Source organism: Nosocomiicoccus sp. HMSC09A07, from assembly GCF_001808485.1.
Taxonomy (GTDB): domain Bacteria; phylum Bacillota; class Bacilli; order Staphylococcales; family Salinicoccaceae; genus Nosocomiicoccus; species Nosocomiicoccus ampullae_A.
This window is the reverse complement of record NZ_KV793627.1, coordinates 274,202-297,095: the sequence shown is the minus strand read 5'-3', so window position 1 is coordinate 297,095 and position 22,894 is coordinate 274,202. Positions and strand designations below refer to the sequence as shown.

The window sequence follows — 22,894 nt, the reverse complement described above, 5'->3', positions numbered from 1 at the left end:
AAATGTCGAGGGGAAATTATGTTAAAAGACTTATTTTATAAACTTAACAAAAAAGTAAACGAACCGACCAAAAAAGGAACATATAAAGATTCAGAACCAGTAATGACAAAATGTCCACAGTGTAAAAGCTTACTCTATACAAAAGAGTTAGTAAGTAATGTCCACGTGTGTCCAAAATGTGAGTATCATTTCCCAATCACTAGTGACGAGCGTCTCGACGCATTATTCGATAAAAATAGTAAAAAGTTATTATTCACAAATATTACGTCGAAAAACCCATTAAACTTCCCGAACTACGTGTCAAAATTAGAAAACGATAAACGTCGAACGGGGCTCAATGAAGCGCTTCGTGTTGCACATGGAGAAATTGACGGACACGAAGTCGTGATCGCTGTGATGGATACACGCGTCCGCATGGGTAGTATGGGAAGTGCGGTTGGTGAAATGCTCGCACAAGCATTTAACTATGCAACGGACCATCGTTTACCCGTCATCGTGTTCACAGCAAGTGGTGGAGCGAGAATGCAAGAAGGTATTTTATCGTTAATGCAGATGGCAAAAGTATCTGTAGCGATAGAGCGCCATTCTAGTCACGGACTATTATATGTCGCATATATGACGCATCCAACAACAGGTGGAGTCAGTGCGTCTTTTGCATCTGTCGGTGATATTAACTTAGCGGAAAGCGGTGCGTTAATTGGATTTGCTGGGCGCCGAGTAATTGAAGAGACGATCAAAGAGAAATTGCCGAAAGATTTCCAAACGGCAGAGTTTTTAATCGAACACGGTCAACTCGACAAAGTGGTAGACCGAACGGAAATGAGATCTGTATTAGCTCAAATATTAAGGTTGCATAGTTAGGGGTGAGTGTATGTCTGAAACGAGAAGAGATACTGTACAAGATTTAAAAGACAGAATCGAAGAGTTAAAAGGTTATGAAGAAAAAAACAATATCGATTTATCAAAAGAAATCGATGCACTAAACGATAAAATTAAGATGATGACACGCACACTAACACCTTGGCAGCAAGTAGAGCTTGCTAGAAAGTTAGAGCGTCCAACGACGTTAGAATACATCGAAGCAATTTGCGATGAATTTATCGAGTTTGCTGGAGACCGTGCGTATGGAGATGACCGTGCAATTATCGGTGGTGTCGCAAGCATTAACGGCACACCAGTGACTGTTATCGGTCACCAACGCGGGATGTCGACAAGAGAAAACATTAAACGCAACTTCGGTATGCCACATCCTGAAGGTTACCGTAAAGCACTCAGGTTAATGGAGCAAGCAGAAAAGTTTAAACGTCCAATCGTTACATTTATCGATACGAAAGGTGCGTATCCAGGTAAAGAAGCAGAAGAACGCGGACAAAGTGAAGCGATTGCTAAAAACCTCGTAAAGATGGCTGGATTTAACGTCCCGATCATTTCTATTGTTATCGGTGAAGGTGGATCTGGAGGAGCGCTAGGAATTGGCGTATGTGATCATCTTTATATGCTAGAAAACAGTACGTATTCAGTTATTTCTCCTGAAGGTGCTGCGAGTATTTTATTTAAAGATGCATCGTTAAAAGAAGTAGCAGCAAAATCATTAAAGTTAACAGCTGCAGACCTTTACGAGTTAGGCGTTGCTGATTTTGTAATTGAAGAACCGGAGGGCGGTGCACACGTCGACAAACCGTTCGTATATAAACAAACAAAAGAAGCGATTATAAATGGTCTTGAACAATTAAGTGAAATCGACGATTCATCACGTCTTGATGTACGATTTGAAAAGTATATGGCGATCGGTGATTTTAAAGTTAAAGATAATTAATACAAATTTAACTCTCTTTTAAGTAGAATACTTAGTAAGAGAGTTATTTTTATAAATAGAAAGAAGCGTGTAATTGTGAAACGTATTGCAGTATTAACTAGTGGTGGAGATGCACCTGGCATGAACGCAGCAGTTCGAGCTGTCGTACGTACTAGTATTAATAGAGGGTTACAAGTATTTGGAATCTCCCACGGCTTTTTAGGTTTGATCCGTGGAGATATTAAACGCATGGAATTATCCGACGTCGGTGATATTATTCAGCGTGGTGGAACGGCATTATATTCTGCTCGCTGTAACGAATTTAAAGATGAAGAAATACAGCAAATGGCAGTTAAAATTTTAAAAGAATTTGAAATAGAAGGACTCGTTGTCATCGGAGGAGACGGGACGTTTAGAGGTGCGTATGCACTTGAAAAACACGGAATTAAAACAATAGCGATTCCAGCAACAATCGATAACGACATTCCGTTTACTGAAAGCTCAATTGGATTTGATTCAGCATTAAACACAGTTGTTGAAGCCGTCGATAGAATAAGAGATACAGCAACGAGCCACGAACGTACATTTATTATTGAAGTTATGGGTAGAGATAGTGGGATGCTCGCATTATATAGCGGCATCGCAAGTGGTGCAGAGTCGGTTTTAATACCAGAAGTACCATATAATATAAACGACGTTGCTACAAAAATTAAACGAGGGATTGAACGTGGGAAAACACATTCGATAATAATCGTTGCAGAAGGGGTTATGTCTGCAGAAAAATGTAGTAAACTATTAAGTGAACAATTAAATATTGAATCACGAATTAGTGTCCTTGGACACATTCAAAGAGGGGGACGACCGTCTTCAAAAGACCGTATACTTGCTTCTAGATTCGGATATGAAGCTGTCAATTTATTACTAGAAGGACAATCTGGACAAATGGTGTACTTAACACAAAACTCAATAAAACATGTCGATTACGATACGGTTTTAAATCATGAAAAGAAAATTGATATATCACTCATTGATATAATTAATGAGTTATCTATTTAGGAGGATATTATGCGTAGAACTAAAATAATTTGTACGATTGGACCAGCATCAGAAAGTGAAGAAACATTAGAAAAATTAATGCACGCTGGTATGAACATCGCGAGACTGAACTTTTCACACGGTGACCATGAAGAGCATTTAAATCGTATTAAGAGGATTCGAAAAGTTTCAAAAAAACTTGAAAAACACATCGGTATTCTACTCGATACAAAAGGTCCTGAGATTAGAACTCACAATATGAAAGACGGTGTTGTTCATCTTGTTAAAAATCAAAAGCTTGCCGTTCATATGAATGAAGTACTCGGAGATTCTGAAAAAATTTCTATTTCTTATAATGGTCTGATTCACGATGTAAAAGTAGGAGACGAGATTTTAATCGATGACGGAATTATTACGTTAAAAATCGATGAGCTTGACTATGATAACGAAGTCATTCATACGACAGTTTTAAATGAAGGCGAAGTAAAAAATAAAAAAGGCGTAAACGTTCCTCAAGTTAAAGTGAACTTACCGTCGATGACTGAAAAAGATGAAAGTGACATTTTATTTGGTATTGAAAACGAAGTAGATTTCATCGCACCGTCATTTATCCGTAAAAAAGATGACGTATTAAAAATTCGTGAACTTCTTGAAGGAAACAACGGTAGCTACATTAAAATCATTCCTAAAATTGAAAACCAAGAAGGTATCGATAATATCGACGAAATTTTACTCGTATCAGACGGTTTAATGGTTGCTCGTGGAGATCTAGGTGTTGAAATCCCGACCGAAGCTGTACCACTTGCACAAAAAGAACTTATTAAAAAATGTAACTTTGCAGGGAAACCAGTCATTACAGCAACACAAATGTTAGATTCAATGCAACATAATCCGCGCTGTACGCGTGCAGAAGCTAGTGACGTTGCGAATGCAATTTACGACGGAAGTGACGCAGTCATGTTATCAGGAGAAACTGCAGCTGGTGAATATCCAGTAGAAGCTGTAACGACGATGGCAAACATTGCGACGTCAAGTGAAGCAGCACAAGATTATAAGAAGCTATTATCAGATCGTACGAAAGTCCAAGATACTACAGTAACGACAGCAATTGGAGTTTCTGCAGCACATACTGCGTTAAACTTAAACTGTCGTGCAATTGTTGCGGCAACTGAATCTGGACATACTGCAAAAATGATTTCAAAATATCGTCCACAGTGTGATATTATCGCAGTCACTCCATATGATTATGTCGCTAGACAGCTTGAACTCGTATGGGGCGTTCAACCGATTGTTGCTCCAAAGTTAAGTAATACAGATGAAGTACTCAACGGTTCAGTGCAATCTGTCGTTGAAAAAGGATACGCTAATGAAGGTGATTTAATTATTATCACAGCCGGTGTGCCGACTGGACAAGCTGGAACGACAAACTTAATGAAGTTACACGTCGTTGGAGATACGTTAATCACCGCTCAAGGAATAGGAAAATTAACAGGCTACGGTGAAGTAGTTATGGCGAAATCATATGATGAACTTGCTAAAATTGATACGACAGGAAAAATCGTTTTACTAGAAAAAGTTGATGGTATAATGACACCTCACTTAGTTAAAGCGGCAGGGTTAATTACTGTTGAAGGTGGTTTAACAAGTCCTGGAGCAATCGTCGGTTTAAATTTAGAGTTACCGACAATCGTTGGAGCAACAGATGCGTTTGATATATTAAAACCAGGCATGAAAGTTACTGTCGACAGTGAACAGCATGTCGTTTATAGTGGACATGCAGACGTACTGTAATTAAGGAGGATCCGAATGAAAAAGCTTGTCATAAGCATTTTTTCAGCAACTTTACTATTAAGTGCATGTAGTAATAGTAATGATGGTGAAGAAGAAGTAAAAGAAGTTAAACAAGATAAATCTATGACGTCAGAATCGTTAATCGACGAAGTTGTCGCGAACAACCAAGATGTGATTTCTTATGAAGAGCGTGGGACGCTTACGATGAATGATGAAGACGAATTAAACTTTATAGTTACTATTGATAACGATGAAAATGTAAAGTTTGAAGTTGATACGTCTGACTCGGTGTTTACATTATATGATGTAAATGGTGAAAAGAATGTCTTAACAAATGGTGAATTTGAAACGAGTGACATTGAACTAAATCCGTTAACGTATAGGGAGCTCGTTGAAAAACTTAAAGAATTACCAAAAGGCGATCTTAAGACAGATAAAGATGTTTACGTCATTACTTACGATTTACTGACAATTGAAGATTTATCTATATTTAGTAATGAACTTGCATCTAATTTACAAGATTATGATGTTGAAAATTTATCATTAACACTTCAAGTGAATGCTGACTATAAGGTTGTGCGTGCAGATGTCGAAGGCACTTTAAGAGATGATAAAGAAAATTATGATATTAAAGGCTTCGCAACATTTGAAAACATTGGAGAAGTTGAACAAATAGAAGTACCTAAAGGAGAGTAGTTTATCTACTCTCTTTTTGGTTATAAATTAAACTTATTAAAAAGTATAAGAAACTTAATTTTTAGTTATGATTAAAAATGTTAGTGATTTTAAGTTTTAAGGCCGTTCTATATCAATCGTCACAATAGTTTTTGATATAAAATTCACAAATAAGTGTATGAATTAAACGTAAGCACCTATATACAAAGTTTGCTATAATGAAATTAAATAAATCGTTTAAAGATATATGGGGGGTTAAATTCTATGCCTGAAATGAAAGCTGGTTTAGAAGGTGTAGTAATTGGAGAGTCAAGAATTAGTTCAATTATCGGAACTCAGCTAACGTATGCTGGTTATGAAATTGATGACTTAGCCGAAAATGCATCGTTTGAAGAAGTCGTTTATTTACTATGGAACGACCGCTTACCAAACGAAGAAGAGTTAAAACAATTTGAAGCGGACTTATTTAAATATATGTCACTCGCTCATGAAGACGAAGAAGTGTTTAAAATTTTCGCTAAAACAGGTAATCAGCCGATGGCTGCATTAAGAACGTCAATCTCATATCTAGGTATGCTTGATGATGAAGCGGATATTTTAACTGAAGAAGCAAACATGAATAAATCAATCCGTATTCAAGGTGCGATTCCTGCGATTGTTGCTAACTTTGACCGCTTTAGAAAAGGTTTAGATGTTGTTAAACCTAAAGAAGAATACGGCTTTGCTAAAAACTTCTTATATATGTTATACGGTGAGGAACCGACAGATGTACAAGTCGAAGCGATGGAAAAGGCACTTATTTTACATGCTGATCACGAAATTAACGCATCGACATTTACTGCTCGCGTATGTGTTGCGACGTTATCTGACTTATATTCAGGAACAGTTGCTGCGATTGGAGCATTAAAAGGACCACTTCACGGCGGAGCAAACGAACAAGTGATGAACATGTTAACTGAAATCGGTAGTTTAGATAAAGTTGACGAATACATCCATAAAAAACTTGAAAACAAAGAAAAAGTTATGGGTATCGGTCATCGCGTGTATAAAGAAGGAGATCCGCGTGCGAAGTACTTAAAAGAAATGTCTCGTAAGTTAACTGAAGAGACAGGTGAGCCTGAATTATACGAAATGTCTACACGCATTGCTGAAATTGTAGAAGAAGAAAAAGGATTATTACCAAACGTTGATTTCTTTAGTGCATCAGTGTATCACTCAATGGGTATTTCACATGACTTATTTACTCCAATATTCGCTGTCAGCCGTACGTCAGGTTGGCTTGCACATATGTTAGAACAATATGCAAATAACCGACTCATTCGTCCACGCGCAGAGTACACTGGATATACGAGTAGAAAATACGAACCAATTGAAAGTAGATAAATTTATACACATAAAGGAGATTATATAATGGCAGAGAAAATTACTTTAAAAGACGGCGTTTTAAACGTTCCAAACACACCAATTATTCCTTTTATTGAAGGAGATGGAATCGGTAAAGACATTTGGCCAGCAGCTAAAAAAGTAATCGATAGCGCTGTTGAAAAAGCGTACAACGGTGAAAAGAAAATTGAATGGTTAGAAGTTTATGCAGGACAAAAAGCATTCGATAAAACTGGCGAGTGGTTACCACAAGATACACTCGACAAAATTAGTGAGTACTTAATCGCAATTAAAGGACCACTTACTACACCAATCGGTGGAGGAATCCGTTCATTAAACGTTGCGTTAAGACAACAACTTGATTTATACGTATGCTTACGTCCAGTAAGACATTACAGCGGTGTACCATCACCAGTTAAAAATCCTGAAGACGTCGATATGGCGATTTTCCGTGAAAACACTGAAGACATTTACGCAGGTATCGAGTTTGAATCAGGTAGCGATGATGCTAAAAAACTTATCAACTTCTTACAAGATGAAATGAACGTGACTAACATTCGTTTCCCAGAAACATCTGGAATTGGTGTTAAACCAGTATCTAAAGAAGGTTCTGAACGCTTAATTAAAGCAGCAATTGAATATGCACTAGAGCATAACAAACCGACTGTTACACTCGTTCATAAAGGTAACATCATGAAATTCACTGAAGGTGGATTTAAAAAATGGGGTTACGAGTTAGCTGAAAGAGAATATGGTGACAAAGTATTCACGTGGGATGAATACGATAGAATCGTTGAAAAAGAAGGTAAAGAAGCTGCAAACAAAGCACAAGATGAAGCGGTTAAAGCAGGTAAAGTCATTATCCAAGACTCAATCGCAGATATCTTCTTACAACAAATTCTATTAAATCCATTAGATCACTCAGTTGTTGCAACGATGAACTTAAACGGAGACTACATCTCTGACGCGCTTGCAGCACAAGTTGGTGGAGTAGGTATCGCTCCAGGTGCGAACATTAACTACGACACAGGACATGCGATTTTTGAAGCAACTCACGGTACAGCACCTAAATATGCTGGTTTAGACGTTGTAAACCCATCATCAGTTATTTTATCTGCAGTTCTTATGTTAGAACACCTCGGTTGGAAAGAAGCAGCTGAGTTAATTAACAAATCTATGGAAACAACAATTGCTAATAAGACAGTCACATACGACTTCGCAAGACAAATGGACAACGCTACAGAAGTGAAAACTTCTGAGTTCGGTGACTTATTAGTAGAAAACATGTAATAGAGAGTATATAGAACCACATCAGTGGTTCTATTTTTTATTTGTTTCTTATATACTGGATAAGACTATAATTAAAGGAGAATTATAATGAAAGACGACACGATGAAAGACTTAACATTACTCGGAAATCAAAATGTTCAATATCCGACAACGTATGATAACAGTGTGTTAGAGACGTTTGATAATAGTCATCCTGAAATGGATTATATGGTGAAGTTTAATTGTCCAGAATTTACGACACTGTGTCCGATGACGAATCAACCAGATTTCGCAACGATTTATATTAGTTATATCCCTGATATTAAAATGGTAGAGAGTAAATCTTTAAAGTTATACTTATTTAGCTATAGAAATCATGGAGGCTTTCATGAAGCAGCTGTGAACACGATTATGAGAGATTTAATCGACTTAATGGATCCAAAATATATTGAAGTGTGGGGTAAATTCACACCGCGAGGTGGAATTTCAATCGATCCATATGCAAACTACGGTAAACCAGGAACGAAATTTGAAAAAATGGCTGAAAAACGTCTTTTTGAACACGATATGTATCCTGAAAAAATTGACAATAGATAGGAAGTTTATATGTCTAAAGCATTAATTGTATTTAGTGGTGGTCAAGACAGTACGACATGTTTAGCATACGCATTAAAACATTACGATGAAGTAGAAACAATCACGTTTCACTATAATCAAAGACACGCTGAAGAAGTTGAAATCGCTCAAAAAATCGCAAAAGATTTTAACGTAAAAAACACTTGTATCGATGTATCGTTAATTAACGATTTAACAGAAAATGCGTTAACGAGAGATATCGACATAAAATCAGATGGTGACGTGCCGAATACATTTGTCCCTGGTCGAAACATATTATTTTTTAATATCGCGAGTATCGCGGCGTATCAAATCGGTGCTGATACGATTGTAACAGGTGTCAGTGAAACTGATTTTAGTGGTTATCCGGATTGTAGAAGTGACTTTGTTACAGCGTTAGAGCACGCGATACATCTAGGACTCGATCGTCATATTAAAATTGACACACTACTTATGGATAAGGATAAAAGTGAAGTGTGGGAAATGGCAGATGAACTCGGTGTATTTGATTATGTTAAAAATGAAACGCTCACGTGTTATAACGGTATAAAAGGATCAGGGTGTGGAGAGTGCCCGGCTTGTATTCTTAGAAATGAAGGATTAGAAGAGTACGAGAAAAGGAAGTTCAATTAAACATTTGAATATGAGATATACTTAAACCCCTATTGAAATATTGTATATTTTCTGACAGAATAGACAGATATACTTTTAATGGGGGTTTATATATGGAGAACATTAATAAAAAGGGTGGCGTGTTCCAGAAGTTTCTCGACTTCGTTGAGAAATCTGGTAATAGGTTACCACACCCTGTGACTTTGTTTTTCCTGCTAGCAGTTTTAACATTAGTCGCTTCTGCGATTTTGTCTGCGATAGGAATTTCAGTCGCGCATCCAGGTGACAAAAACGAAATCATTGAGGTCAATAACTTATTAAGTAAAGACGGAATTACATATATATTTGAAAATATGGTCGATAACTTTATCAACTTCGCACCATTAGGTGTCGTACTTACAACGATGCTTGGTATTGGTATCGCAGAACGCTCTGGTTTAATTTCTGCAGCGTTACGTGGTTTCATCTTAGCAATTCCGAAGTCTTTAATTACTGCAGGGTTAGTGTTTGCAGGTATTATGTCGTCACTCGCAAGTGACGCAGGATACGTTGTATTACCACCACTAGGTGCAGTTATTTTCTTAGCACTTGGTAGACACCCAATCGCAGGACTTGCTGCAGCGTTTGCTGGGGTATCTGCAGGGTTTAGTGCGAACCTCTTACTAAGTGGTACGGATGCGATGCTCGCAGAACTTTCAATGGACGCAGCTAAAATGATCGATCCAGCGTACGTTGAGACGATGAACGTCGCGATGAACTATTACTTTATCGCAGCGAGTGTGTTCGTGTTAACGTTAGTCGGTTGGTTCGTTTCAGATAAAATCGTCGAACCACGTCTAGGTACGTATGACTCTAAATATTTAAACACAGATGATTCAGAAGATATGCATGCGTTAAACGATTTAGAGAAAAAAGGATTACTTTACGCATTTATTTCAATTATTGTTTCAGTACTACTTGTTTCTTTACTCGTCGCATTCCCATTCTCACCAATGCGTGGAGATGAAGGAAGTTACATGGATCAGATTATTCAATCTCCATTCATGACAAGCTTAGTACCAATCATTGCGGTTTTATTCTTTATCCCTGGTCTCGTTTATGGTCTTGTTACAAAAACGATTAAAGGTGAAAAAGACGTCGCGCATCAGTTAACAGATACGATGAACACGATGGGTACTATTATCGTACTTGCATTTACTGCTGGTCAATTCGTTGCATATTTCGCCGAAAGTAACATCGGTATGGTAATCGGTGTTTATGGTGCAGAATTACTTGAGAGTTTAAACTTAAAAGGGATTCCTTTAATTATAGGGTTCATTTTAGTTACAGCATTCATTAACTTATTCATCGGAAGTGCATCAGCTAAATGGGCGATGATGGCACCGATATTTGTTCCAATATTAATGCAACTCGGTTACTCACCAGAATTAACGACAATGGCATATCGTATCGCAGACTCAAGTACAAACATCATTACACCATTAATGACGTACTTCGCAGTCATTATCGCGTTTGCCAATAAATATGTAAAAGATATCGGAGTCGGAACATTAATTTCAATTATGTTACCGTACTCAATATTTTTCTTAATCACATGGTCAATATTCCTAATCGTTTGGATGCTACTTGGATTACCACTTGGACCAAACGCGCCGATCGTATATCCATAAAAACACGTCTTCGGACGTGTTTTTTTAATTTGGAAAGAAACTATTCGACTTGTATAATGAAACTAATAACAAGTTGAGGGAGACTTACTATGGATAAGTTAATTTTAATAGATGGTAATAGTTTAGCATTTCGTGCGTTTTACGGACTACCTCTTTTAAGTAACCAAAGTGGACTGCATACGAATGCTATTTTTGGTTTTCAAAAAATATTAGATAAAATTATACGTGAAGAAAATCCAACTCACTTTTTAATTGCGTTTGACGCAGGTAAAAAGACATTTAGACATGAAAAGTATGGTGAGTATAAAGGTGGACGTCAAAAGACACCACCAGAATTAGGGGAACAGTTTGCGCCGATTCGTAAATTAATCGATGCATATGGTATTAAACGATACGAAGAAGCGAATTACGAAGCGGATGATATTATCGGTTCGTTGTCTAAATTAGCAGATGAAAACGGCATGGAGACGATTATCGTTACCGGTGACCGTGACTTAACTCAACTCGCAAGTGAACACGTGACGATTTACTTTACGAAAAAAGGTGTCACTCAAATCGATAAATATACGCCGGAGTTTATTGAAGAAGAATACGGTCTTCGTCCGGAACAAATTATTGATATGAAAGGCTTATGGGGAGATACGTCTGATAATATCCCAGGTGTCCCTGGAATTGGTGAAAAGACCGCGATTAAGCTGTTAAAAAAATACGATTCAGTCGAAGGTGTCTACGAACATATTGAAGAATTAAAAGGTAAACAGCGCGAGAATTTAGAGAACTTTAAAGATGATGCATTTATGTCTAAAGAACTCGCAACGATTTATAGAGATATGACGTTTAAATTTAGTTTAGACGACTTAAAACTTCCGCCTGAAGACGTCGATGCGAAAATTAAAGTATTTAAAGAATTTGAATTCAATTCGTTACTTGAAAACTTAAATGAGTCGCCTGTAAAGAATACGACGACTTTTGAAGCAAATCGAGTCGACCGCTTAGACATGCTCGGTGAAGATGTTTCTTTATATTTAGAGAGTGAGGAAGCGAATTACTTATTAAATGAACCGACTGTACTCGTAGTCACTGATGGTGAAAATAGTTATGTGATAGCTACTGAAGATATAGATAAAAACGAACTCGAAGAGTTTTTAAAGACGAGAAAATCAGTGAATACGTATGACTTAAAACGACAAATCGCATTTTTAAATCAATTAGGTGTTTCATTTAATCAATTTACAGAGGATATTATGCTCGGGGCATTTTTACTTGATCCTGGTAAAAAAATTGAAGATGTCAGTTCGACTGTTGAACAATTTAACATTCAAATCGATAGCGACGAGTCTCATTACGGTAAAGGGCGTAGTAAGAAAAACCCAACGATTGAAGAGACGAAAGATTTTACAGAAAAGAAAGCCTTAGCAATCCATCATGCATTACCACTTTTAGAACAAAAACTAAAAGATGATGATATGTTTACGATATGGAAAGAATTAGAAATTCCTTTATCTAAAGTGTTATCTGAAATGGAAATTAAAGGAATCACAGTAGATATTAATACGTTAAAAGAAATGGAAACAGAGTTAGAGGAACGTCTCGATCACTTAAAAAGTAAAATCTATGAAATCGCTGGAGAAGAGTTTAACATCAATTCACCGAAACAACTCGGTGTAGTGTTATTTGAACATTTAGAGTTACCAGTAATTAAAAAGACGAAGACAGGTTACTCAACAGCAGCGGATGTATTAGAAGCGTTACGTCCACAACATGAAATTATCGATTTTATTTTGGAGTATCGTGAAATTCAAAAATTACAATCGACGTATGTCATAGGATTACAAGGACAAATTCATGAAGACGGGCGCATTCATACGAGATTTAACCAAACGCTTGCTCAAACGGGACGTCTATCTAGTGTTGAACCAAACTTACAAAACATCCCAATTCGATTAGAAGAAGGGCGTAAAATTAGAAAAGCGTTCGTCCCAAAAAGTGAAGAGAACGTATTATTATCACTCGACTATTCACAAATCGAGTTAAGAGTCCTTGCATCGATTTCTAAAGATGAAAAGATGATCGACGCATTCAAAGAAGGCAAGGATATTCACACGACGACGGCAGCGAACGTGTATAACGTCGACTCGAGTGACGTTACGAGCACAATGCGTTCAAATGCCAAAGCGGTAAACTTCGGTATCGTGTACGGTATTTCTGATTACGGATTATCTCAACAACTTGGGATCACGCGTAAAGAAGCGAAAGCGTTTATTGATACGTATCTCGATACGTTCGTAAACGTGAAAGAGTATATGAAATATATCGTTCAAGACGCAAAGCGCGACGGTTACGTATCGACATTGCTTGGTCGAAGACGTTACGTTCCGGATATAAACTCACGTAACTTTAACGCGAGAAGCTTCTCAGAACGTATCGCAATGAACTCTCCAATTCAAGGAACAGCTGCGGATATTATTAAACTTGCGATGGTTAACTACTTTGAAAGTGATGCAAAAGAAAAATTCGACGCAGAGTTATTGTTACAAATTCACGACGAACTAGTCTTTGATATTCCAAAAACAGAGGTTGAAGACTTTATAGAAGTCATTAAAGAAATTATGGAACACGCATTAGAAATTGAAGTTCCGTTAAAGGTTGAGTATGAATACGGTCCAAATTGGTACACAATGGAGTAGATAACATGCCAGAATTACCTGAAGTTGAACTCGTAAAAAGAAGTTTAACGTCTTTAATCGGTTTAGAGATTAAAGACGTCGTCTTTTCGGACACTGTCATAAGCGGACATAAAAATGACCGAATGACGATCGTGAAAGAACCAATCGAGTCATTTTTAAATATAAGAAATTCAACGATTATTAATATTAAACGTCGTAGTAAATATATGTATTTTGAACTTATGAATGATGAAGGCATATTATATATGATTAGTCACCTCGGTATGAGTGGTGGTTTCTTTCTCGTTAACACACTTGATGAAATTACTGAGGCGAACTATAAAAAACATTGGCACGTTCAGTTTCATTTAAGCAATGGCCAAATTTTAGTCTACTCAGATATTCGTAGGTTTGGAGAAGTAAGAACGATTCGTGATTTAAACGACTTTCTGCCTTTTAAAAATATGGCGCCTGAATATACTGAAGAAACGGCTAAAAACTATTTCGTCGAAACGTTAAAATCTAACCGTTATGACAATTCATATATTAAGGCAATTATTATGGATGCTAAAATTATCCCAGGTGTTGGGAATATCTATGCTTCTGAAGCGTTATATAGAAGTGGGATTTTACCGACGAGGCGCGTCAAAAATATTTCTAAAAAAAGATTAGAACTATTATTTGATAAAATCGTTGAAGTGTTTGAATTATCGTTAAATGCTGGCGGATCGACAATTTCAGATTATAGAAGTACAACGGGAGAATCCGGTAGTATGCAAACAAAGTTCAAAGTATACGGGCAAAAGTTCTGTCCGAAAGGTCATGAAATAAAAACGAAAACAATCGGGCAGCGTAACACGTATTACTGCACGACATGTCAGAGGTGATAATATGTACAAATCAATCGGAATTACAGGCGGCATTGCGAGCGGTAAAAGTACAGTTAGTCATTATTTAAAAGATAAAGGATACGTCGTGCTCGATGCAGATATCTATGCAAGAAACGTTTTAAATAAAGGAACAGAAGGTTTAAAAAAGACCGTCGAACACTTTGGTAATGGTATCTTAAACGATGACGGTACGTTAAATCGTGAGAAGTTAGGTCATATCGTATTTAACGATAAAGATGAACTTGCTGTATTAAACTCGATTACGCATCCGATCATTCGAAAAGAGATGAACGCTGACAAAAATAAAAATTTACAAACTGGTCACGTATTTTCAGATATTCCGCTTCTTTATGAAAACAAACTCGAAGACCAGTTTGATTTAGTCATCGTCGTATACGTCGATGAAGATACACAGTTAAAACGTTTGATGGCGCGTAACGATTTTACTGAAGAAGAAGCAAGACGTCGTATAGCGTCACAGCTATCTTTAGAAGAAAAAAAGAAACGTGCAGACATCGTCTTTAATAATAACGACACGAAAGAAGCGTTATATAATCAGATTGATGATTTTATTAAACAACTTAATGACTGATATGCTATAATGAACATGACTAAATTCTAGGAGAGATTATTGACTATGACAAATGTAGCGATTAATGGTTTAGGAAGAATTGGTAGACAAGTATTTCGTATCGTTCATGAATCAGATACGTTAAACTTAGTAGCAGTAAACGCTAGCTATGATGCAAAAGATTTAGCGCACTTACTAAACTATGACACAACTCACGGTAAATGGGAAAAAACTGTTGAAGCTAAAGATAATGACACTTTAGTAGTTGACGGAAAAGAAATCAAAGTCACTCGTGACAGAAACCCAGAAAACTTACCATGGAAAGATTTAGGTGTAGACATCGTATTTGAAGCAACTGGTGCATTTAACCACGGTGACACAGCATCTAAACACTTAACAGCAGGAGCGAAAAAAGTCGTACTTACTGGTCCATCTAAAGGTGGAGACGTTCAAACAATTGTACTAGGTGTAAACGACAAAGACTTAGACGTTGAAAAATACGACGTATTCTCAAACGCTTCATGTACGACAAACTGTTTAGCGCCTGTGGCTAAAGTGTTAAACGACTCATTTGGCATTAAAAAAGGGTTAGTAACTACAGTTCACGCGTATACTTCAGACCAAAGAATTTTAGACAACCCACACAAAGATTTACGTCGTGCGCGTTCAGCAGCTGAAAACATCGTTCCAACATCAACTGGAGCAGCAAAAGCAACTGCACTCGTATTACCAGAACTCGAAGGTAAATTAGACGGAATGGCATTACGTGTTCCAACTGACAACGTTTCATTAGTAGACTTAGTTGTTGAGTTAGACAAAAACGTAACGAAAGAAGAAGTAAACGAAGCGCTTAGAAACGCTGCGAATGGAGATCTTAAAGGTATCCTAGGTGTATCTGATGAGCCACTTGTTTCAAGTGACTTCAACACAGATTCACGTTCATCAATCGTAGATTCTGATTTAACGATGGTTATGGGTGACAACCAAGTTAAAGTACTTTCTTGGTACGATAACGAATGGGGTTACTCAACGCGTACAGTAGAACTCGTTGAACGTGTTGCAAAAGAACTTTAATTCAAAGAACCACTCTCTATAAGACAATCTTATAGAGAGTTTTTTAATCGATTTAATAAATAGTCAATCATGTTATACTAATAAAAAAAGAATTAGGTGATTTGATGCGATGCCCAGTATGTAGTCACGAAAACACAAAAGTCATCGATTCACGTCAAACAGATGATATGACGAGTATACGTCGTAGACGTGAATGTGAATCTTGTGGTGCAAGATTTACAACGTTTGAACGTATTGAATTATCACCTCTTATGGTTATAAAAAAAGACAATACACGTGAACAATTCGATAGAGATAAATTATTAGACGGTCTTATGAAATCATGTGAAAAACGACCGATTAGTTTTAAAGAAGTAGAAAAGTGTGTAGATAATGTAGAGAAGAAACTTAGAAACAAAAACACAAATGAAGTGTCATCGACTGAAATTGGTGAAGTCGTTATGGAAGAATTGATGCAGCTGGATCAAGTGGCATACGTTCGTTTTGCGAGTGTGTACCGAGAGTTTACAGATATTAACCAACTCATGGACGCGCTAAAGCATTTAGAAAAAGGTGAAAAAGGTGAGTAGTTCACTAACGCCACGTACGGAGTTTATCGTCCATAACCAGCAGTATATTTCTGAACATGACCGTACGATGTTAAATGATATATATATGCCGATTCTCGGTAGTGTTGCAGTTTCTATTTATATTTATTTACATGATTCAAGCCGAAAGTTTGAACCGCTAGAAATTAGAATGCATAGCGAAATTATCGATGAAATGAATATGACGTTGTCTATATTTTCATCAGAACTTGAAAAATTAGAAGCGGTTGGCTTGGTTAAAACGTATGTGAATGATGACGCACATATTGATCAACTCATCTACGAAGTAAAACAACCGTTAACAGCAACAGAGTTTTTTAACGATCCGATGCTGAGTATGTTTTTATATACGAAAGTCGGTAGTGAGTTATTTAATAAAAAAAGAGAGTACTGGAAATATCCAAAACTTCCAGATAATATCACTGACGTCAGTCGTAAATTTACTGAAGTATTTTCAAATATTTCTTTAGAATCATTTAAATTACCTGAAGATCATTACGAAGGTAGAAATAATAGTACAGGTAGCAATGTGGAACAGGATGACTTCGATTTTGAAGTACTATTTACTCATTTAAGAGGAACATTTGTCGACCGTAAATTCTTTACTCAGTCTGTGAGAGAAAATATCGTCAAGCTCTCAGAGCTGTTTCATTTAAATGCATATGAAATGAAAAAAATCATCGTAAAATCAACAGACAAATCAAAAGGTATCGACTTAAATATTTTAAGACGTGCAGCACTCGATTATTATCGACATGAAAAAGAAGATGAAAAATTACAACCAGAAGACACACCTACAAATGAAGATTACTTTACGTCGCTTGACCGTATTAGTCCAGTTACTCGAATTCGTCAGTTAAGAAATAACAACCCATCAAGAAGCGATGAACTAATCGTAACACGACTCGTCACAGAGACGAATTTAAATAACGGAGTAATCAATGTACTGTTAGAGTATGCGTTAATGCAAAAAGACGGACAATTATTTGACAATTATGTATTTACAATCGCGAGAGATTGGGAAAGTAAAGGATATCAAACGGCTGAAGAAGCAAAAGATGCAGCGCTTACTTTTTATAATAACCAATCGAAAAAGAAAAGTAACTATCGTGTAAAGCGTCAAATTGTCGAACCGAAATGGTTTAATGAGCAAAAGAAACAAAGTTCAGACCAGACAATGCATAATAAAAAAGTAACAAAAAAACAATCGACATCGATTCAAGAAGCAATCGACCGATTTAGAAAGTTGTAGGTGAAATAAATGGAATCATTAAGCGATATGATGAAAAACAATCCGCTTTTTAATGCACATAACGAACGTAATGAAGAAACGTACGAAATGATCATCAATTCACCAAAATTTAGACAGTTTGTAAATGATTCTGGTGTCTCTGTGACTCGAGAGATGATTCAAGACGAACTGTTAATGATAAAAAAGTTTGTTGAACAAGATTCAGAATGTGTTCAAGATGAAAATGGTCATTGTAAGTCTCATCCAGACGGTTATGTCATTAACTTAGAAGTTCGAAATGGCAAAATCCATCACTATTTAACACCGTGCAAAGTTAAGGTCGAGAGAGATAAGTACAAAGAAAAACAAAAGCTGATTCAAAGTTTTTTCATCTCTCAAGATATCGTGAACGCTCATTTTGATGACTTAGATATTATCGAAGGGTCAAACCGTGAAGAAGTGATCCATAAATCGATTGAAACGGTCCATAATATTGTGAGTAAAAATGACTATAGAGGGTTATACATTCACGGTAACTTCGGTGTTGGGAAGTCATTTTTCCTCGGGAGTTTTGCGAACGAGTTAAAAGAGAAGAATGTGAGCTCGATGATTATATATGTACCTGAACTGTTACAAGAACTTCGTGCAGGGTTTAAAGACAATACGAGTGATGATAGAATTCGAGCGCTTAAAGAAGCGGATGTGTTAATGTTAGACGATCTCGGTGCTGAAGATATTACTGCATGGAGTAGGGATACAGTACTGACACCGATACTTCAAAGTCGAATGGCAGAAAAACGACCGACGTTTATCAGTTCAAATTATAGTATTGATCAGTTGATCGATTTATATGCAGTAACGAAAGATGGTACGGTCGATAAAATAAAGGCGACACGTATGGTGGAAAGAATTCGTGCATTGACGTATGAAGTTGAATTAGTTGGGCCGAATTATCGCCATTAGTACTTGGCAGTTTATTCAGAGTAATGTATAATATGCTTAACAATTGATTTTAAACATTAAAAGGACACAATTTTTTTGATTTATTTATAGAGAGTGCATGGTTGGTGAAAATGCATAATAAAGCATTAAAGTTACTACCTTTATTAATGATAGCTTAATCGCTATACGCTTTGGAGCGTTATCTCCTATTTCTGAGGCAAGTCTATTTGTCGACTTGTGAATCAGGGTGGTAACACGGCACTACAGTCGTCCCTATTATTAGGGGCGACTTTTTTTATTAAATTTTTGGAGGAATTACTATGTCAGATGTTAAAGTAAACATTAAGTTTCCAGACGGAAGCGAAAAACAATTTGATAGTGGTATTACAGCAGAAGAAATTGCTGGGTCAATTAGCCCGGGATTAAAAAAAGCATCAGTCGCAGCACGCGTAAACGGAGAAATGTATGATCTCGTGCGTCCAATCGTTGAAGATGCAGAAATTGAACTATTCACAGATAAAACTGAAGAAGGCTTAGAAGTGATGCGTCACTCGACAGCACACTTACTAGCGCATGCTTTAACTCGTCTTTATAAAGATGTGAAGTTTGGTGTCGGACCAGTCATCGAAGAAGGATTCTACTATGACTTTGATATGGATGAGAAATTATCTAACGAAGACTTCCCTAAAATTGAGCGTGAAATGAAACAGATTATCGATGAAAACATTCCAATCGAGCGCCGTGTATTATCACGTGAGGAAGCAAAAGAATTATTTAAACACGATGAATATAAATTAGAATTAATCGACGCGATTCCTGAAGACGAGCTCGTCACTGTATACACTCAAGACGACTTCACAGATTTATGTCGTGGTGTACACGTACCGAGAACATCAAAAATTAAAGAATATAAATTATTATCAATCGCTGGTGCATATTGGCGTGGAGATTCTGATAATAAGATGTTACAACGTATTTACGGTACTGCGTTCTTTAAAAAGAAAGATCTTGAAGAGCATTTAAAAATGTTAGAAGAAAGAAAAGAACGTGACCATAGACGAATCGGTCGTGAGATGAAAATCTTCGATACGTCTCAACTCGTCGGTGCAGGTTTACCGTTCTGGCTACCAAACGGTGCGACAATTCGCCGTGAAATCGAACGTTATATCGTCGACAAAGAAGTAGCACTTGGGTATGACCACGTTTATACTCCAATTTTAGCAAACAGTGATTTATATAAAACGAGTGGACACTGGGAGCATTATCAAGACGACATGTTCCCTGCTATGAAAATTGGTAACGAAGAACTCGTTCTTCGTCCGATGAACTGTCCACATCATATGATGATTTATAAAAATGAAAGACACTCATACCGTGAACTTCCAATTCGTATCGCAGAATTAGGAATGATGCACCGCTATGAAGCGTCTGGAGCAGTTTCAGGATTACAACGTGTTCGTGGAATGGTATTAAATGATGCACACGTATTTGTTCGTCCAGATCAAATTAAAGAAGAAATTAAACGTGTACTTCATTTAATCGAAGAAGTATACAAAGACTTTAAGATTGAAAACTACTCATTCCGCTTAAGTTACCGTGATCCAGAAAATACAGATAAGTATTTCGATGATGATAACATGTGGAACACTGCAGAGAGAATGTTAAAAGAAGCGGCAGATGAATTAGAACTTGAGTACGTTGAAGCACTCGATGAAGCGGCATTCTACGGACCGAAAATTGACGTTCAAGTGAAAACAGCTTCAGGAATTGAAGAAACATTATCAACAGTTCAATTAGACTTCCTACTTCCTGAACGCTTTGATTTAACATATATCGGTGAAGACGGACAAAACCACCGTCCAGTCGTTATCCACCGTGGTGTTGTTGGTACGATGGAACGATTTGTCGCATTCTTAATTGAAGAATATAAAGGTGCATTCCCATTATGGTTAGCACCAGAACAAGTGCAAATTATTCCGGTAAACTTAGACTTACACTATGATTATGCACGTGAAATTTTAGATGAAATGAAATCATATGGTATCCGTGCAGATATCGATACACGCGATGAAAAAATGGGGTATAAAATTAGAGATGCACAAACTCGAAAAGTACCATACCAAGTCGTCGTAGGTGATAAAGAAGTTGAAGCACAAGAAGTTAACGTGCGTAAATACGGTGAAACTGAGCAAAATAGTTACGAAAAAGAAGAGTTCTTATATAAACTCGTCGATGAGATTCGACTTAAAAAATAATAGGTAGGTGAGAGTATGACCTATTATTCTAAATACGGGATTAAATTTATAAGGTATAACTTGCTACTACTTCTTATACCGACGATCATCATTGTTTTGGTTGGGTATTTAAGAGATATTCCGCCAAATCGAATATCAGTATCGATTATACTCATTATAATCATCGTACTTGTGAATACGTTTAAGCCGGTGAAATATACGTTTACAAATCATCAGTTAATCATTTATAACGGTTTCAAAAAGTCGAAAATCTTTTACGATGCGATCACAAACGTTTCTGCAACAGACGATATTATCGTCGGTGGAAACAAAGCAGCAAAAAGTGAAGATGCGATACAAATTGATTATATTGGTGGAGTATATGATAACGTAAAAGTGTCACCAAAAGAAAAAGAAGCATTTTTACGTGAACTAAAGAAAAAAACAGTGAAGGCGAAATTTAATATATAAATATGTTTGACATATACAAATAACTACTGTATAGTTATAAGAGTTGAATTGAACGGACAAGTTGAAGCTCCCGCTTCACACCCTTAGCCAACGGTAAACGGGTTTTCGGGAATGGGCACTATTAGTGTCTTTTCAGTGAGCGGGTGCAGCTATGCACTCGCTCTTTTTTGTTCGTTAAATTTTTGGAGGTGTCAACAATAGCAAAAGACCAAGCAATTATTAATAATCGTATTCGTGCAAAAGAAGTTCGATTAATCAGCCAAAATGGCGAACAGCTCGGTATTAAATCTAAGCAAGAAGCACTTGAAATGGCAGAAAGAGTAGATCTTGATGTTGTTTTAGTTGCTCCAAATGCAAAACCACCTGTTGCTCGTATTATGGACTATGGTAAGTACAAATATGAACAACAGAGAAAAGAAAGAGAAGCACGTAAAAAACAACGTGTGATCAACGTTAAAGAGATTCGTCTATCTCCGACTATTGAGGAGCATGACTTTAATACGAAAGCTAACCAAGCGAAGAAGTTCTTATCTAAAGGTGATAAGGTAAAAGCTTCTATTCGTTTTAGAGGACGTGCAATTACTCATAAAGACATCGGTAGAGATGTTCTCGTTAAGTTTGCAGAGGCGCTAAAAGAAGAAGGAGATTTAGAAGTCCGTCCTAAAATGGAAGGTCGTTCGATGTTCTTAGTCTTAGCTCCTAAAAAAGAAAAATAATACTTGATTTTGGAGGAAATTTATTATGCCTAAAATGAAAACTCATAAAGGTTACAAAAAACGTGTTAAGAAAACTGCATCAGGTAAGTTTAAACGTTCACAAGCGTTTACTAGCCACTTAATGGCAAACAAAACTAAAAAACAAAAACGTAAACTTCGTCAACCAGCATTAGTTGCTAAGTCAGACGCAAGAAGATTAAAACATTTATTAGCTAAAGCTGGTAAGTAATTTTTAAGGAGGAACAACAATGGCTCGTGTTAAAAGAGGAGTAACTACTCGTAAAAGACGTAAAAAATTATTAAAACAATCAAAAGGCTACTTCGGTGCTAAAGGAAATTTATATAGAGTTGCGAAGCAACAAGTAATCAAATCAGGTCAATATGCATACCGTGACCGTAAAAATAGAAAGCGTGAATTCCGTAAATTATGGATCGCACGTATTAACGCTGCAGCGCGTCAACACGACATCAGCTACAGCCGTTTAATGAACGGTCTTAAACTTGCTGGCATCGAAATGAACCGTAAAATGCTTTCTGAAATCGCAATTAACGATGAAAAAGCATTCGAACAGTTAGTAAACACAGCAAAAGACGCTTTAAAATAATCTCTATCATCCACATTGAGTAATCAATGTGGATTTTTTAGTATAGATATATTTTTATTATT

22 protein-coding genes and 1 other annotated feature are annotated in these 22,894 nt (G+C 36.7%); all 22 genes read left to right on the top strand.

Annotated features, from left to right (window positions below; genetic code table 11):
• The first annotated feature begins 18 nt into the window (after positions 1-18).
• The 22 genes from accD to rplT all read left to right on the top strand — a co-directional run bounded on the left by accD (position 19) and on the right by rplT (position 22,832).
• Positions 19-861 (top strand): acetyl-CoA carboxylase, carboxyltransferase subunit beta, encoded by an 843-nt coding sequence (gene accD, locus HMPREF3177_RS02235; protein ID WP_040928723.1) that lies wholly within the window; start codon positions 19-21, stop codon positions 859-861.
• A gap of 10 nt (positions 862-871) precedes the next feature.
• On the top strand, positions 872-1,816 hold the full coding sequence (locus HMPREF3177_RS02230) for an acetyl-CoA carboxylase carboxyltransferase subunit alpha (protein ID WP_070456769.1): 945 nt from the start codon (positions 872-874) through the stop codon (positions 1,814-1,816).
• Positions 1,817-1,891: 75 nt separating this feature from the next.
• Positions 1,892-2,851, top strand: a complete 960-nt coding sequence (gene pfkA / locus HMPREF3177_RS02225) for a 6-phosphofructokinase (RefSeq protein WP_068129306.1) — start codon at positions 1,892-1,894, stop codon at positions 2,849-2,851.
• 9 nt (positions 2,852-2,860) lie between these two features.
• A complete protein-coding gene (pyk, locus tag HMPREF3177_RS02220; protein ID WP_068129308.1) occupies positions 2,861-4,621 on the top strand; it encodes a pyruvate kinase in 1,761 nt (586 codons plus the stop codon).
• A 15-nt stretch (positions 4,622-4,636) separates the two neighbouring features.
• Positions 4,637-5,317: a hypothetical protein gene (locus HMPREF3177_RS02215; RefSeq protein WP_070456766.1), complete on the top strand. Its 681-nt coding sequence runs from the start codon at positions 4,637-4,639 to the stop codon at positions 5,315-5,317.
• A gap of 243 nt (positions 5,318-5,560) precedes the next feature.
• Positions 5,561-6,679 (top strand): citrate synthase, encoded by a 1,119-nt coding sequence (gene citZ / locus HMPREF3177_RS02210; protein WP_070456763.1) that lies wholly within the window; start codon positions 5,561-5,563, stop codon positions 6,677-6,679.
• Between the two features lie 27 nt (positions 6,680-6,706).
• Positions 6,707-7,969: an NADP-dependent isocitrate dehydrogenase gene (icd, locus tag HMPREF3177_RS02205; protein WP_040928717.1), complete on the top strand. Its 1,263-nt coding sequence runs from the start codon at positions 6,707-6,709 to the stop codon at positions 7,967-7,969.
• 87 nt (positions 7,970-8,056) lie between these two features.
• Entirely contained in the window at positions 8,057-8,545 is a 489-nt protein-coding gene (queF, locus tag HMPREF3177_RS02200; RefSeq protein WP_070456760.1) for a preQ(1) synthase, read from the top strand.
• Positions 8,546-8,554: 9 nt separating this feature from the next.
• Positions 8,555-9,196, top strand: a complete 642-nt coding sequence (gene queC / locus HMPREF3177_RS02195) for a 7-cyano-7-deazaguanine synthase QueC (RefSeq protein WP_070456757.1) — start codon at positions 8,555-8,557, stop codon at positions 9,194-9,196.
• Positions 9,197-9,288: 92 nt separating this feature from the next.
• Positions 9,289-10,845 carry an AbgT family transporter gene (locus tag HMPREF3177_RS02190; protein WP_070456755.1) on the top strand — a complete coding sequence of 519 codons (1,557 nt, stop codon included), beginning with the start codon at positions 9,289-9,291 and terminating at the stop codon, positions 10,843-10,845.
• Positions 10,846-10,934: 89 nt separating this feature from the next.
• Complete coding sequence (polA, locus tag HMPREF3177_RS02185; RefSeq protein WP_070456752.1) at positions 10,935-13,532, top strand: DNA polymerase I; 2,598 nt, start codon at positions 10,935-10,937, stop codon at positions 13,530-13,532.
• Between the two features lie 5 nt (positions 13,533-13,537).
• Complete coding sequence (gene mutM / locus HMPREF3177_RS02180; protein ID WP_070456749.1) at positions 13,538-14,398, top strand: bifunctional DNA-formamidopyrimidine glycosylase/DNA-(apurinic or apyrimidinic site) lyase; 861 nt, start codon at positions 13,538-13,540, stop codon at positions 14,396-14,398.
• A gap of 4 nt (positions 14,399-14,402) precedes the next feature.
• A complete protein-coding gene (gene coaE / locus HMPREF3177_RS02175) occupies positions 14,403-14,993 on the top strand; it encodes a dephospho-CoA kinase (protein WP_070456746.1) in 591 nt (196 codons plus the stop codon).
• A 45-nt stretch (positions 14,994-15,038) separates the two neighbouring features.
• A complete protein-coding gene (gene gap / locus HMPREF3177_RS02170; RefSeq protein ID WP_070456743.1) occupies positions 15,039-16,046 on the top strand; it encodes a type I glyceraldehyde-3-phosphate dehydrogenase in 1,008 nt (335 codons plus the stop codon).
• 104 nt (positions 16,047-16,150) lie between these two features.
• Positions 16,151-16,615 carry a transcriptional regulator NrdR gene (nrdR, locus tag HMPREF3177_RS02165; protein WP_068129326.1) on the top strand — a complete coding sequence of 155 codons (465 nt, stop codon included), beginning with the start codon at positions 16,151-16,153 and terminating at the stop codon, positions 16,613-16,615.
• Positions 16,608-17,885, top strand: a complete 1,278-nt coding sequence (locus HMPREF3177_RS02160) for a replication initiation and membrane attachment family protein (protein WP_070456741.1) — start codon at positions 16,608-16,610, stop codon at positions 17,883-17,885. Before nrdR ends, HMPREF3177_RS02160 begins: the two co-directional genes overlap by 8 nt.
• 9 nt (positions 17,886-17,894) lie before the next feature.
• Positions 17,895-18,827: a primosomal protein DnaI gene (gene dnaI / locus HMPREF3177_RS02155; protein WP_070456738.1), complete on the top strand. Its 933-nt coding sequence runs from the start codon at positions 17,895-17,897 to the stop codon at positions 18,825-18,827.
• A gap of 299 nt (positions 18,828-19,126) precedes the next feature.
• Positions 19,127-21,061 (top strand): threonine--tRNA ligase, encoded by a 1,935-nt coding sequence (gene thrS / locus HMPREF3177_RS02150; protein ID WP_068129331.1) that lies wholly within the window; start codon positions 19,127-19,129, stop codon positions 21,059-21,061.
• Positions 21,062-21,076: 15 nt separating this feature from the next.
• Positions 21,077-21,511, top strand: coding sequence for a PH domain-containing protein (locus tag HMPREF3177_RS02145; protein WP_070456735.1), 435 nt, complete (start codon positions 21,077-21,079; stop codon positions 21,509-21,511).
• 52 nt (positions 21,512-21,563) lie between these two features.
• Positions 21,564-21,686, top strand: a sequence feature (ribosomal protein L20 leader region).
• Between the two features lie 13 nt (positions 21,687-21,699).
• Positions 21,700-22,227: a translation initiation factor IF-3 gene (gene infC, locus HMPREF3177_RS02140; protein ID WP_179853829.1), complete on the top strand. Its 528-nt coding sequence runs from the start codon at positions 21,700-21,702 to the stop codon at positions 22,225-22,227.
• A 25-nt stretch (positions 22,228-22,252) separates the two neighbouring features.
• Positions 22,253-22,456, top strand: coding sequence for a 50S ribosomal protein L35 (gene rpmI / locus HMPREF3177_RS02135; protein WP_040928701.1), 204 nt, complete (start codon positions 22,253-22,255; stop codon positions 22,454-22,456).
• Positions 22,457-22,475: 19 nt separating this feature from the next.
• The gene (gene rplT / locus HMPREF3177_RS02130) at positions 22,476-22,832 is read left to right on the top strand and encodes a 50S ribosomal protein L20 (RefSeq protein WP_040928700.1); all 357 of its coding nucleotides are present in this window, start codon (positions 22,476-22,478) and stop codon (positions 22,830-22,832) included.
• The last annotated feature ends 62 nt before the right edge of the window (positions 22,833-22,894 follow it).

Coding starts and splice junctions, on each gene's coding strand:
- polA (WP_070456752.1), top strand. CDS start 10,935: ATGGATAAGTTAATTTTAATAGATGGTAATAGTTTAGCATTTCGTGCG.
- coaE (WP_070456746.1), top strand. CDS start 14,403: ATGTACAAATCAATCGGAATTACAGGCGGCATTGCGAGCGGTAAAAGT.
- HMPREF3177_RS02215 (WP_070456766.1), top strand. CDS start 4,637: ATGAAAAAGCTTGTCATAAGCATTTTTTCAGCAACTTTACTATTAAGT.
- rpmI (WP_040928701.1), top strand. CDS start 22,253: ATGCCTAAAATGAAAACTCATAAAGGTTACAAAAAACGTGTTAAGAAA.
- rplT (WP_040928700.1), top strand. CDS start 22,476: ATGGCTCGTGTTAAAAGAGGAGTAACTACTCGTAAAAGACGTAAAAAA.
- thrS (WP_068129331.1), top strand. CDS start 19,127: ATGTCAGATGTTAAAGTAAACATTAAGTTTCCAGACGGAAGCGAAAAA.
- HMPREF3177_RS02145 (WP_070456735.1), top strand. CDS start 21,077: ATGACCTATTATTCTAAATACGGGATTAAATTTATAAGGTATAACTTG.
- mutM (WP_070456749.1), top strand. CDS start 13,538: ATGCCAGAATTACCTGAAGTTGAACTCGTAAAAAGAAGTTTAACGTCT.
- dnaI (WP_070456738.1), top strand. CDS start 17,895: ATGGAATCATTAAGCGATATGATGAAAAACAATCCGCTTTTTAATGCA.
- citZ (WP_070456763.1), top strand. CDS start 5,561: ATGCCTGAAATGAAAGCTGGTTTAGAAGGTGTAGTAATTGGAGAGTCA.
- icd (WP_040928717.1), top strand. CDS start 6,707: ATGGCAGAGAAAATTACTTTAAAAGACGGCGTTTTAAACGTTCCAAAC.
- queF (WP_070456760.1), top strand. CDS start 8,057: ATGAAAGACGACACGATGAAAGACTTAACATTACTCGGAAATCAAAAT.
- HMPREF3177_RS02190 (WP_070456755.1), top strand. CDS start 9,289: ATGGAGAACATTAATAAAAAGGGTGGCGTGTTCCAGAAGTTTCTCGAC.
- gap (WP_070456743.1), top strand. CDS start 15,039: ATGACAAATGTAGCGATTAATGGTTTAGGAAGAATTGGTAGACAAGTA.
- accD (WP_040928723.1), top strand. CDS start 19: ATGTTAAAAGACTTATTTTATAAACTTAACAAAAAAGTAAACGAACCG.
- HMPREF3177_RS02230 (WP_070456769.1), top strand. CDS start 872: ATGTCTGAAACGAGAAGAGATACTGTACAAGATTTAAAAGACAGAATC.
- pyk (WP_068129308.1), top strand. CDS start 2,861: ATGCGTAGAACTAAAATAATTTGTACGATTGGACCAGCATCAGAAAGT.
- nrdR (WP_068129326.1), top strand. CDS start 16,151: ATGCGATGCCCAGTATGTAGTCACGAAAACACAAAAGTCATCGATTCA.
- queC (WP_070456757.1), top strand. CDS start 8,555: ATGTCTAAAGCATTAATTGTATTTAGTGGTGGTCAAGACAGTACGACA.